At 75.0% G+C, this 12370-nt stretch carries 9 protein-coding genes and 1 tRNA gene; 1 reads left to right on the top strand and 9 read right to left on the bottom strand.

The features are described 5' to 3' along the window. Positions 1-12 precede the first annotated feature (12 nt). The 6 genes from ACI79V_RS17695 to ACI79V_RS17670 all read right to left on the bottom strand — a co-directional run bounded on the left by ACI79V_RS17695 (position 13) and on the right by ACI79V_RS17670 (position 6455). Positions 13-822 (bottom strand): putative protein N(5)-glutamine methyltransferase, encoded by an 810-nt coding sequence (locus tag ACI79V_RS17695; protein ID WP_456891284.1) that lies wholly within the window; start codon positions 820-822, stop codon positions 13-15. A gap of 72 nt (positions 823-894) precedes the next feature. Continuing rightward, on the bottom strand, positions 895-1635 hold the full coding sequence (locus ACI79V_RS17690) for an alpha/beta fold hydrolase (protein WP_456891282.1): 741 nt from the start codon (positions 1633-1635) through the stop codon (positions 895-897). Positions 1636-1913: 278 nt separating this feature from the next. Next, positions 1914-1984 (bottom strand) — tRNA-Gly (locus tag ACI79V_RS17685). 76 nt (positions 1985-2060) lie between these two features. Beyond that, positions 2061-4763: an ATP-binding protein gene (locus tag ACI79V_RS17680; protein WP_456891280.1), complete on the bottom strand. Its 2703-nt coding sequence runs from the start codon at positions 4761-4763 to the stop codon at positions 2061-2063. Between the two features lie 161 nt (positions 4764-4924). Beyond that, positions 4925-5875 (bottom strand): methyl-accepting chemotaxis protein, encoded by a 951-nt coding sequence (locus tag ACI79V_RS17675; protein WP_456891278.1) that lies wholly within the window; start codon positions 5873-5875, stop codon positions 4925-4927. 1 nt (position 5876) lies between these two features. Then, positions 5877-6455, bottom strand: a complete 579-nt coding sequence (locus ACI79V_RS17670; RefSeq protein WP_456891276.1) for a PAS domain-containing protein — start codon at positions 6453-6455, stop codon at positions 5877-5879. A 144-nt stretch (positions 6456-6599) separates the two neighbouring features. Between ACI79V_RS17670 and dcd the strand changes: the two genes are divergently transcribed. Further along, positions 6600-7190: a dCTP deaminase gene (gene dcd, locus ACI79V_RS17665; protein ID WP_456891274.1), complete on the top strand. Its 591-nt coding sequence runs from the start codon at positions 6600-6602 to the stop codon at positions 7188-7190. Here the strand turns inward: dcd and ACI79V_RS17660 are convergent. The 3 genes from ACI79V_RS17660 to ACI79V_RS17650 form a co-directional block, all read right to left on the bottom strand. Further along, positions 7156-8433, bottom strand: a complete 1278-nt coding sequence (locus ACI79V_RS17660) for a CynX/NimT family MFS transporter (RefSeq protein WP_456891273.1) — start codon at positions 8431-8433, stop codon at positions 7156-7158. The genes dcd and ACI79V_RS17660 overlap by 35 nt on opposite strands. 65 nt (positions 8434-8498) lie before the next feature. Further along, complete coding sequence (locus ACI79V_RS17655; RefSeq protein WP_456891270.1) at positions 8499-9470, bottom strand: DUF389 domain-containing protein; 972 nt, start codon at positions 9468-9470, stop codon at positions 8499-8501. Between the two features lie 97 nt (positions 9471-9567). Continuing rightward, complete coding sequence (locus ACI79V_RS17650) at positions 9568-11862, bottom strand: heterodisulfide reductase-related iron-sulfur binding cluster (protein WP_456891269.1); 2295 nt, start codon at positions 11860-11862, stop codon at positions 9568-9570. Positions 11863-12370 lie beyond the last annotated feature (508 nt).

Below are 12370 nucleotides of genomic sequence, written 5' to 3'. Positions count from 1 at the left end.
AGATACCGGAACTCAGTCGCACGAAATCCTGGGGAGCGTCCCGGTGACCACGGTCGTCCCGTCCTCCTGGGGCGGGCTCGTGTCGGCCCGCAGGCCCGCCCGCGCCAGCAGCCCGGCGAGCACCGGCGCCTGGTCCGCGCCGACCTCCGCCAGCAGCACCCCGCCGGGCGCCAGCCAGCCCGGTGCGCCGGCGACGATCCGCCGGTGCACGTCCAGCCCGTCCCCGCCGCCGTCGAGGGCGCGGCGCGGCTCGTGCAGCCGTGCCTCGGGCGGCAGGAGGCCGATCGCCCCGGTGGGCACGTAGGGGGCGTTGGCGACCAGGACGTCGACCCGGCCGCGCAGCCGCGCCGGCAGGGCGTCGTAGAGGTCCCCGCCGTGCACGACCCCGCCGACCGGACCGAGGTTGCGGCGGGCCCACGGCAGCGCCGCGGGGTCGACGTCGGCGGCGTGCAGCTCGGCGAGGTCCACGGCGGTGGCCAGCGCCAGGCCGACGGCGCCGCTGCCGCAGCACAGGTCCACGACGACCGGGCGGCGTGCGGGTACGGCCCGGGCCACCGCCACCGCCCGCGCGACGAGGGCGGCGGTGCGCTGCCGGGGCACGAAGACGCCCGGGCCGACGGCCACCCGCAGGCCGCAGAACCCGGCAGCGCCCACCACGTGCTCCAGGGGCTCGCCGGCGACGCGGCGGGCCGCGGTCGCCGCCAGCTCCGCGGGGGTGGTGGCGGCGTCGGCGAGCACGCGGGCCTCGTCCTCGGCGAACACGCAGCCTGCGGCGCGCAGCCGGGCGGCGAGCGCGTCGAGGACGGCTGGGGTCGGCTGCACGCGGTCCAGGCTGCCAGCGGGGTGGGCCGTCGCGACGGGGGCGGTCGCGACGGCCCGGTCCGGGGGCGGTGACTACCCCGCCAGCGCGGCCAGCGCCTGCTGGATGACCTCGGTGACCGCCTTGGGCTGGGTCACCATGATCACGTGCGAGCCCTCGGCCTCGGTGATGGTCGCCCCGGCCCGCTCGGCCATCCGGCGCACGACGTCGCTGCCGGCGGCCCGGTCGGAGGTCGGCACGATCGCCCACGAGGGCAGGCTGCGCCAGGCCGGGGTGCCGGTCCGCTCGGTGAAGCCGCGGGCGGAGATCGGCCGCTGGGTGGCCGCCATGACCCGCGCCTGCTGCTCGGAGACGTCGGCCGCGAAGGCGTCGTGGTACTGCTCGGGGTCGATGGCGAACTCGACCTCGGTCTGCCCGCCCTCGCCCGGGTACTGCCACTGGAGGAGCGCCGAGTTGAGGACGCTGTCCTTGGAGTCGGCCTCGATCTCCTGCAGGGCCTCGCCCTCGTCCGGGGCGAAGGCGGCCACGAAGACCAGGCCGACGACGTTGCTGGCCCGGAGCGCGGCGTTGGTGATGACGGCGCCCCCGTAGGAGTGGCCGACCGCCAGCACGGGCCCCGGTATCTGGCCGAGGGCGCTGGCGACGTACGCGGCGTCGTACTCGATCCCCCGGAGGGGGTTCGAGACGGCCTGGACGCGCACCCCGGCGGCGAGCAGGGCGCTCACCACGTCGTTCCAGCCGGCGCTGTCGGCGAAGGCGCCGTGGACGAGCGCGACGGTCGGGGCCTGGCCCGCGGCGGACGATGCCTCGGTCATGGTGGTCTCCATCCTCGATCGGGCGACGAGGACGAGCCTGGGGACCCGCAGGAGGGCCGGGCATCGGTCGTTCGACTCTCGACCGGCCCGGGACCGGGGGTGGGGCCGGGGACCCGGGGATCGGTGCCACGCGCACCGCGTCTCCCGGCGCCCGTGCCGGCTTGAGTCATCTGACTGTGCCGCCCGGTGTGTCGTCGCCGGGCGGCCACGGCCGTGCCGGCACGCAGGAGGGACCGGTGGAGGATGCCGCTCGCCGAAGACGCCGGCGGGGCGGTGAGAGCGGGTGACGAGAATCGAACTCGCACTGTCAGCTTGGGAAGCTGATGTTCTGCCATTGAACTACACCCGCGGTGGCCCAGGGCCGATCGTCAGAGTAGCAAGACCGGACCCCGTCCGGTCAGGACCCACCCCTCGGTGGGGTGTGGTCAGCGCTCGGGGCGGGGGCTGCGGATCGTGACCGTGGTGCCGGCCGGACCGGGGACGGCGGTGACGTCGGCGAAGGCGCTCATGAGCATCGAGCCGCGGCCGCGGTCCATGCTCGACGTCCGCTCCCGCCACTGGCCGGTGTCCCGCACCTCGAGCTCGACCGCGCCGTCGCGCACCGTCGCCCGGACCGTGACCACCGGCTCGGCCGGGTCCTGCGCGTGCTCGATGGCGTTGGTGGCCGCCTCGCAGGCTGCCAGCACGAGGTCGTAGGCGCGGTCCTCTGCCAGGCCGGCCTCGGCCAGCAGCGCCCTCAGCCGCCGCCGCAACGGCGGGATCGAGGAGGCGCTGGACGGAAAGCGCCAGGTCCGGGTCACCCCGTCCGCCTCGTCTCCCGCCTCGGCGGACGGGGCAGCGGGGACGTCCACCGGACCGGCCGGCTCACCGGCGCGCGGGCGCGGTGGGGGAGCGGCCGCGACCGGGCGGGCGCCGGTCACGACGGGGGGCGGCGGTCCGGCCTCCCGGCGTCCCCGCGCGCGCTCGAGCACCGACCGCAGCCGGCCGAGCAGCTCGGCGGACTCGAACGGCTTGGGCAGGTAGTCGTCGACGCCCGCGTCGAAGCCCTCGACCGCGGCCTCCTGGCCGGCCCGCGCGGTGAGCATGACCACCGGGACCGCCCGGGTCGCCGGCTCCGCACGCAGCGCCTTGAGCAGGGCGAAGCCGTCCAGCCCCGGCATCATCACGTCGGTCAGCACCACGTCGGGCCGGTCCGTGATCGCGTCGGCCAGCGCCTCCGCGCCGTCGGTCGCCGTCCGCACCACCCACGACGGCGACAGCAGCCGGGTCAGGTAGGCCCGCATGTCGGCGTTGTCGTCGACGACGAGGACGGTCCCCAGCGGCTGCGCCGGGACGGGGGTGCCGGCCTGCCAGCCCAGGTCGTCGTCCCACGGGGTGAGCGCGGCGGCCCGCACCGGGGCCGTGGTGGGCAGGGGCGGCGCGTCGGTGTCCGGCTCGCCGAAGGGCAACCGGACGGTGAACGTGCTGCCGACCCCGGGCCGGCTCGCCACCGCGACGGTGCCGCCGTGCAGCTCGACCAGCTCGCGCACCATGGCCAGGCCCAGGCCGGTGCCCTCGCGGCTGCGCGCCGGGGAGTCGGCGACCCGGTGGAACCGGTCGAACAGGTGCGGCAGCTCGTCCGCGGGGATGCCCACGCCGGTGTCGGAGACGCGCAGCACCACCTCGTCGTCCTCGGCGGTGAGCGCCACGGTGATGCCGCCGACGAAGGTGTACTTGACGGCGTTGGCCACGAGGTTGAGGACGACCTTCTCCCACATCCGGGGGTCGACCGCGGCGGGGCGGCCCAGCGGCGGGCAGTCCACGGTCAGCGTCAGCCCGGCCCGCTCGGCCGCGGCGCGCAGCACGCCGGCCAGCTCGGCGGTGTCGGCCGCGAGGTCGGTGGCGACCCGCACCGGCGCGGTGCGCCCGGCCTCGATGCTCACGAACTCCAGCAGGTCGTTGACCAGCCGCTGCAGGCGCTGGCCGTTGCGCAGGGCGAGGGTCAGCTGGTCGTGGACGGCGGACGGGAGCTCCGCGCCGGACTCGGCGAGGACGTCGGCGATCGGCCCCAGCAGCAGGGTCAGCGGCGTGCGCAGCTCGTGGCTGACGTTGGCGAAGAACGTCGTCTTGGCGCGGTCGAGCTCGGCCAGCGCCTCGGCCCGGGCGCGCTCGCTGGCGTAGGCCCGGGCGTCGGCGACGGCGCCGGCGAGCTGCCCGGCCAGCAGCTCGTGGAAGGTGCGGTACTCCGCGTCCAGCGCCCGGGCGGGGCTGACGCCGACCAGCAGCGCACCCACCGGCTCGCGGCCCGCCCCGGCGGTCAGCGGCAGCACGACGGCGTCGGTGACCGGGTCCCCGAACGGGCCGCCGGTGACGCCGAGACCCGCGACGGCGACGTCGTCGAGGTCCCCGGCGTGCCGGGTGGACGCGGGCACCCGGGCGGCGTCGACCCCGACCGTGGCCACCCGCCGCAGCTGCGTCCCGCCGTCCTCGGTGAGGTAGACCGCGGCGAAGGGCACGTCGAGCGGGTCGGTGGCCAGCGCCGCGCAGACCCGGACGGCGAGGTCGTGCTCGTCCTCGCGGCGGCCGGCCGCGGCGGACACCTCGTGGAGCAGCTGCTGCCGGCGCTCGGCGACCACCTGGCGGGTGACCTCGGTGCACACCGCGTGCATGCCGGCCACCTCGCCGTCGTCACCGAAGGCGGGGGCGTGGGAGACGGTGAAGTAGGTCTCCTCGCGGTACCCGGCCCGCTCCAGGAGCAGCAGCAGCTGCGGGATCCAGGACGCCTCACGGGTGGCCATGGCCCGCTCGACCGGCTCCTGCAGCGCGGCCCAGCCCTCGGCCAGGGTGACCCGCAGGTCCTCGCCGAGCGCGGCGGGGTGCTTGGCGCCGATGAGCGTGGCGTAGGCGTCGTTGTAGAACTGGGTGTACCGCGGACCCCAGGTGAGGATCATCGGGAACCGCGAGACCAGCACCGTGCGGATGGCGTAGCGCAGGCTCGCCGGCCAGGTGTCCACCGGCCCGACCGGCGTCGCCGCCCAGTCCAGCGCCGCCATGAGCCGGCCGTTCTCGCTGCCGCCGGCGAACACGTCCTCGACGGCGGGTGCCCCGGTGCCGTGGGTCCCGGTCCCCGCGGCGGGATCCGGGGTCACGCGCACCTCCCAGGACACGACGGCGCCGGCGGCGGAGGGGAGCTCCGCGGCGGCGCCAGGGCCTGGTGGCCGCACCGGCCACCGACTTCCTGCACCGTACATGCGGGAGCTGGGGGTCCGCCCGGGAGCGCCCGGACGGGGGACGGCCCCGTCGGCCCGGCTCAGCGCCGCATCTCCGCGAGGAACCCGGTGGCCTCCGAGCGCAGCTGCTCGGCCATCCGGGACAGCCCGGTGACGTCGGTGCCCGCGACGCCCAGGGACGCGGTGCCGTCGACCGCCGCGGCGATGCCGTCCACGAGGCCGTTCATCTCGCCCACCGTCGTCCCCACCGAGCCGATGACCGCCGTGACCTCGTCGCAGGCGGCGCGGATGGCCTCGACCTGCGCGGTCACCCGCTCGGTGGCCCGGGCGGTCTGGTCGGCGAGGTCCTTGACCTCCGAGGCCACGACGGCGAAGCCCGTGCCGGCCTCGCCCGCCCGGGCCGCCTCGATGGTGGCGTTGAGCGCCAGCAGCCGGGTCTGCGCGGCGACCGACTCGATGAGCGCGATGACCTGGCGGATCTCCGCGGAGGTGCGGGTCAGGGAGGTCAGCGTGGTGGAGGCGGCGCCGACCGCGTCCGACGCCGCCGACGACGCCGTCGTCAGGCCGGAAGCCGAGGCGCTCATCTCCGTCGCCGCCGTCGCCACCTGCTCGCTCATCGCGAGCACGACGGACTCGAACTCGTCGGCCAGCCGCAGCCGCGAGGTCTGGGCGTCGGTGACCCGGCCGGCGGTCGCGCGCATGGCGTCGCGGGCGGCGTTGATGTCGGTGGCCGCCTGGCGGTAGGCGCCGTGCAGGCCGGTGAGCAGCACCCTGCGGTGGTAGCGGCCCTCGGCGGCGGAGGTCAGCGCGGCACCGGACTCGCGGACGAAGGCGTCGCTGACGTCGAGCGCCCGGTCCACGCCGTGCTGCAGCGCGACCAGGTCGGGGACCGCCTCGGAGCCGGCGACGGGGACGGCGCGGGCCTCGAGGTCGCCGCGGGCGGCGGCCTCGCAGGTCTCGGTCAGCCCGCGGACGAAGGCGCGGTAGACCTCGAGCTCCTCGGCGTCGGAGCGGTTCCGGGAGCGGCCCACGTCAGTTCTCCTCCTGGCTGATGATCGCCCAGACCAGGTCCTCGTAGGACGCGGCCTGCTCGGCGACGAGCCGGTCGAGCAGCGCCGAGGACGCCGCGACGGCGGCCCGGGCGGTGGGGTGGCGCCGCTCCTCGGCCAGCAGGCTCCGGTAGAGCGGGCGGACCCGGTCCACCGCCCGGCGCGAGGGCCGGCGGCGGTTGGAGTGGTAGCCGACCACCGCGCCGTCGGGCCCGTAGGAGGGGGTGACGTGCGCGAGCACCCAGTAGTGCGCCCCGTCGGCGGCGAGGTTGACGACGTAGGCGAACAGCTCCTGCCGGGCGGCCAGGGTGTCCCACAGCAGCGTGAACACCGCTCGCGGCATCTCGGGGTGCCGGATGAGGTTGTGCGGCTGCCCGATCACCTCGTCGCGGGTGTAGGCCCCCACGCGGAGGAAGACGTCGTTGGCGTAGGTGATGACGCCGCGGGTGTCGGTCTTGGAGACGATGACCTCCTCGGGCGCGAAGAACCGCTCCTCACCGGTCGGCCGGACGGCGGGGCGGCCGGCGCGCGGTGTCCCGGTCCGGGGGTGGGTGTCCAGCACCGCGGTGTCCTCCTGGGTCGATCGGTCCTCTCCCGGGTATCGGCAGGGCCGGTCCGGGCGCGACCCGAGACCCGCAGGAGGGGACCAAGGTCCCGACCCGCCGCTGCGGCGGACCGCGGCGGTCCCCTCCCTAGACTCCGCGCCATGCTGCTGTCCGACCGCGACATCCGCGCCGCGATCGCCGAGGGGCGTCTCGGCATCGAGCCGCACGACGCGGGGCTGGTGCAGCCCTCGAGCATCGACGTCCGGCTCGACCGCTACTTCCGGGTGTTCAACAACGCCCGCTACACCCACATCGACCCCGCGCAGCAGCAGGACGACCTGACCACGCTGGTCGAGCCGGACGGCGACGAGCCGTTCGTGCTGCACCCGGGCGAGTTCGTGCTCGGCTCCACGCTCGAGGTGGTCTCGATCCCCGACGACCTGGCAGCGAGACTCGAGGGGAAGAGCTCGTTGGGCCGTCTGGGACTGCTCACGCACTCGACCGCGGGCTTCGTCGACCCGGGTTTCTCCGGCCACATCACGCTGGAGCTGTCCAACGTGGCCAACCTGCCGATCACCCTGTGGCCGGGCATGAAGATCGGTCAGCTGTGCCTGTTCCGGCTCACCACGGCGGCCGAGCACCCGTACGGCTCGGCGGTGTACGGCTCCCGCTACCAGGACCAGCGCGGCCCGACGCCGTCCCGGTCGTTCCGCAACTTCACCCGCGCGGCGACGCAGCGTCCGCAGGGCTGACCCCCGCCGGCGACCAGCCGGGCAGCTCGTCGTCGACGAAGCGGGCCCGGGTGGCCAGCAGGCCGGTGACGGTGAGCCCGACCGTGGCGACGGCGACCAGCGCGAACATGCCGGTGTAGCCGCCGGTGACGCCGCGCAGCACGCCGACGAGCAGCGGGCCGGTGCCGGCGAGGACGTAGCCCCAGCCCTGGGTGACCGTGGAGAGCGCGGCCACCGTCTCCGGCGTGCGGGCGCGCATGCCCAGCAGCGTGAGCACCATCGAGAAGGTGCCCATGCCGACGGCGAGCACGCTCATCCACAGCCACGGCGCGGTGCGCGGGGCCAGCCACAGGCCGGTCCAGCCGACGGCGTAGCAGGCCATGAAGCCCAGCAGGAGCGGCCGCTGCCACCGCTGGCGCACGGTGAGCGAGGGGACCACGGCGTTGATCGGGATGACGACGACCGAGTTGACGCCCAGCAGCAGGCCGGCGGTCGCCGCGCTGAGGCCGGAGTCGCGCAGGTACTGGGCCGACCAGCCCATGACCACGTAGGCCTGCATCGCCTGCAGGCCGAAGAAGGCGGCCAGGGTGAGCGCCAGCGGACTGCGCAGCAGCGGCGCCATCGGCACCGACCGGTGGGCGCTCCGGGAGGCGCCCGGCCGGTGCGGGGTGAGGAACCACGGCAGCGCGGCGAGCAGCGCGAGCACCGCCCAGATCCCCAGCGCCCAGCGCCAGCCGCCGGGCCCCACCGCGGCGGCGATCGGTGCGGTGCTCACCGCGGCGACCGCACCGCCGATGGCCATGCTCGCGCTGTAGGCGCCCACCAGCAGCCCGGTGCGCTCGGGGAACCAGCGCTTGACCAGGCCGGGCAGCAGCACGTTGCCCAGCGCGCCGCCGGCCATCGCCAGCGTCGTCCCCACGAGGAACAGCGGGAAGGAGTCGACGACGGCGCGCAGCACCAGCCCGGCGGCCATCGTGAGCAGTGCGCCGGCGAGCACGTGCGCGTCGCGGAACCGGGCGGCCAGCGGAGGACCGGCGAAGCCGATCGCCGCGAAGCAGACCACCGGCATCGTCGTCACCACGCCGGCCGCCGCGCTGGAGACCCCCAGGCCCCGCTCGAGCTCCTCCAGCACCGGCCCCACCGAGCTGACCGCCGTCCGCAGGTTCGCGGCGGTGAGCACGATGGCCACCGCGATCAGCAGCAGGCCGCGCCGGCGGTCGCTCGCGGTCGGCGCCGGGGCGGGTGCGGGGGCGGTGCGGGTCACCCGTCGATGGTGCGCCCCGCCCCGTTCCCACCCGCAAGCGGATGCACTGTGCAACCAGTCACGTGTCAGGCGCGCAGCCGGGTCCGCTCCACCGGCTCCAGGCGCGGCGCGACCTGGGGAACGCGCTGCCACAGGGACCGCTGCAGCGCCAGGGTGACCACCGCGGCCACGAGGATGCCGACCACGTTGATGCCCAGCTGGAGGGTGGCGCTGCCGAACTCGTCCCAGCCGCCGAGGGCCAGCGCGACGGCCATGTCCGCGGCGGCCGGCACGGTGGTCACCGAGATGAAGACGCCGACCAGGGCGCCGCTCTTGGCCGAGGTGAGCGACAGCACGCCGGCGATCCCGGCGAGCACCGCGACCACGGCCGACCAGTGGTCCGGCGCGGTGATGAAGCCGGTCTGCGGCCGGTCCATGGTCAGCACCCCGGTGCCGACCCAGCCCAGCCACCGGGCGACCAGGGTGGCGACGGCGGTCACCACGACGGCGACGGCGAACCCGGTGCCCAGCGCGCGCGCCGCGGCCCGCGCGACCCCGCGGCGGTGGTGCACCAGCGCGACGGCGAGGCCGGCCAGCGGTCCGAACTCGGGCCCGAGCACCATCGCGCCGATCAGCAGGATCGCCGAGTCGTTGACGATGGCCACGGCGCACAGCAGCGTCGAGATGGCCAGGAAGGACAGGTAGGCCACCGACAGCGAGGAGTCGGCGGCCGTCGTCCGCACCACCTGCTCCCACACGACGGCGTCCGAGCCGTCCCCGGGTGCGGCGTCCTCGGCCCGCTCGGCGGTCGCCGACACCGCGGTGTCCACGGCCTCGATCACGATCGCGCCGTCCCGGTCGACGTGCAGCTCGCGCAGCCCGGCCACCAGGGCGTCGGCGGACTCGCGGGCGACGTCGGCGAGCACCAGGTCTCCGAGCGGGCTGACCGAGGCGCCCGGGAGCACGGCCAGGTGGGCGGTCCCGGGACAGCGGTCGAACAGGTCGCGGACGTCGTCGGTCCGGTCGGGCGGCACGGTCACCCGCAGCTGCAGCAGCACGGCGCGTGTTCTACCGGAGGGAACGGCCCCGCAGACGGCGAACGCCACCGGCGAGGAGTGCCTCGCCGGTGGCGTCCGTCTCGTGGACGCGCTCGGTCTACTGGGCCGGGCGGTGTCCCGTGGCGGCCGAGCCGGTGCCCGCGACGTCGTCGTCGGCGGTGCCGACCTCGGCGCCGTGCTCGGTGCCCGGGGTGCCGGCCGGCGCCATCGAGCGGAGCAGGATCTGGCTGACGTCGAGGACCTCGACGTGCTCGGCGGCCTCGCCGTTCTGCTTCTTCGACGTGAGGGCGTCCGACAGCATCGTGATGCAGAACGGGCACGCGGTGGAGATGACGTCCGGGTCGAGGCCGAGGGCCTCCTCGGTGCGCTCCACGTTGATCCGCTTGCCGATCTTCTCCTCCATCCACATGCGCGCGCCGCCGGCGCCGCAGCAGAAGCCGCGGTCCTTGCAGCGGTGCATCTCCTGGGTGGAGAGGCCCTGCACGCTGTCGAGGATCTCCCGCGGCGGCGTGTAGACCTTGTTGTGCCGGCCGAGGAAGCACGGGTCGTGGTAGGTGACCTTGCGGTCGACCGGCCTCACCGGGGTGAGCCGGCCCTCCTCCACCAGCTGGCTGAGCAGCTGGGTGTGGTGCACGACCTCGTACTCGCCGCCGACCTGGGGGTACTCGCGGCCCAGCGAGTTGAAGCAGTGCGGGCAGGTGGTGACGATCTTGCGGGTGCCCGGGACGCGGCCCTCGAAGACGCCGTTGAGGGTCTCGACGTTCTCCTGGGCCATCATCTGGAAGACGAACTCGTTGCCCATGCGGCGGGCGGGGTCGCCCGAGCAGGTCTCGCCGGAGCCCAGGACGGCGAACTCGACGCCGGCGGTGTGCAGCAGCTCGGCGACGGCCTTGGTGACCTTCTTGGCGCGGTCGTCGATGGCGCCGGCGCAGCCGACCCAGAACAGGTACTCGACGTCGTAGGGCAGCGGGCCGTCGGCCATGCGGACCTCGAAGTCGACCTCCTTGATCCAGTCCTCGCGGGTGCTCGGGCTCACGCCCCAGGGGTTGCCGCGGTTCTCGAGGTTGCGCAGCATCACGCCGGCCTCGGACGGGAAGTTCGACTCGATGAGCACCTGGTAGCGGCGCATGTCGTCGATGTGGTCGACGTGCTCGATGTCGACCGGGCACTGCTCGACGCAGGCGCCGCAGTTCGTGCAGCTCCACAGGACGTCGGGGTCGATGACCCCGCCCTCCTCGAGGGTGCCGACGAGCGGGCGGTGCGCCTGCGCGTCGTTGGTGCCCTCGATGCGGGCGTAGCCCGACGCCCAGACCTGCTCGTCGCTGGGCTTGAGGACGTCGAAGTCCGGGGCGGTCTCGGCCGCGGTCTTCTCACCGAGCAGGTACGGGGCCTTGGCGTACAGGTGGTCCCGCAGGTCCATGATCACCATCTTGGGAGACAGCGGCTTGCCCGTGTTCCAGGCAGGGCACTGGCTCTGGCACCGCCCGCACTCGGTGCAGGTGGTGAAGTCGAGCATCCCCTTCCAGGTGAAGTCCTCGATCTTGCCGCGGCCGAAGACGTCGTCCTCGCCGGGGTCCTCGAAGTCGATCGGCTTGCCGTTCGAGGTCATCGGCTGCAGCGGGCCGAGCGCCACGCCGCCGTCGGCCTCCCGCTTGAAGTAGATGTTCGGGAAGGCGCTGAACCGGTGCCAGGCGACGCCCATGTTGAGCGTGCGGCTGATGACCACGAGCCACACCAGCGAGACGACGATCTTGACGAAGGCGACGACGCTGAGCAGGTCGGGGCTGTCGGGCAGGACGGTGGCCAGCAGGCCCGAGACCGGGTGCGACCAGGCCGGGGCGTCGGTGAGGTCCGAGGAGATCTTCAGCGCGCGGATCAGCAGGATGCAGACGCCGACGGTGAGGACGACGGCCTCGACGAAGTAGCCGCGGCCCTCGTTGGAGCCGGCGAAGCGGCTGGTGCGGCCCTGGCGGCGCGGGTGGTCCTTCTGGCGCCGGTAGATCAGGTAGAGGATGCCGATGATCGTGCCGGTGCCGATGAGGTCGGCGAAGAGGTTCCACAGGCTCCACTCGCCGATCAGCGGCAGGTGGAAGGCCGGGTTCCAGACCTCGCCGAAGGCCTCGACCAGCGTGAGGAACAGGCCGTAGAAGCCGACGAAGACGAACCAGTGGGCGGCGCCGATGGCCGACCACTTGAGCATCCGGGTGTGGCCGAGCGACTCGACGGCGAGCGTCTTGAGCCGCGTGCCGAGTGGCCCGTTGCGGGTGGAGTCCGGCTGGCCGGTGCGGATGATCCGCACCATCGCCCGCACCGCCCGGTAGGCCAGGACGACCGACACGATGAGGAACAGCACGCTGATCGTGCCCAGCACGACCTGCAGGGGGCCCGTCATGATTCCCTCTCCCCACGCCTCGCGGCGTCGGTTGGTCCCGTCCGCACGGACGGCGCGAGAGGGGTCTCGCCGCCGTCGTCGACCGGTCCGCGGACCGGCGGCGGATCCGCGCGGGCGCCTGTGCCCGCGCGACCAGCACGATAGCTGGCACGGGCAGAGGTTACCCGTCGGTAACCAGGGTGCCGCCCGCTGACCTGCGGTCCTCCCGTGGGGCGCGCCGCCCGCCGACCGGGCCGCTGAGCGGCCCGTTCACGTCCGCCACCAGCGGTGGGACGCCGTCGACCGACGTGCGGGGCGCGACGCGGCCGGGGTCGGGGTGACGGGGCTCACCTCGTGCGGGCGTCCGACCGTCCTCGTCCCGCGGTGCCCGACCTCGTCCCGCGGTGCCCGACCTCACCGGAAGTCCGTGCCGCCCTCGCCCCGGGGGGGGGGGGGGGGGGGGGGGGGGGGGGGGGGGGGGGGGGGGCGGGGGGCGGGGGGGGGGGGGGGGGGGGGGGGGGGGGGCGCG

It is taken from the genome of Geodermatophilus sp. SYSU D00700 (assembly GCF_054050255.1).
Note: the sequence above shows the minus strand (reverse complement) of the source record. Positions and strands in the feature narration are given on the sequence as shown.

Coding starts and splice junctions, on each gene's coding strand:
- ACI79V_RS17690 (WP_456891282.1), bottom strand. CDS start 1,635: ATGACCGAGGCATCGTCCGCCGCGGGCCAGGCCCCGACCGTCGCGCTC.
- dcd (WP_456891274.1), top strand. CDS start 6,600: ATGCTGCTGTCCGACCGCGACATCCGCGCCGCGATCGCCGAGGGGCGT.
- ACI79V_RS17650 (WP_456891269.1), bottom strand. CDS start 11,862: ATGACGGGCCCCCTGCAGGTCGTGCTGGGCACGATCAGCGTGCTGTTC.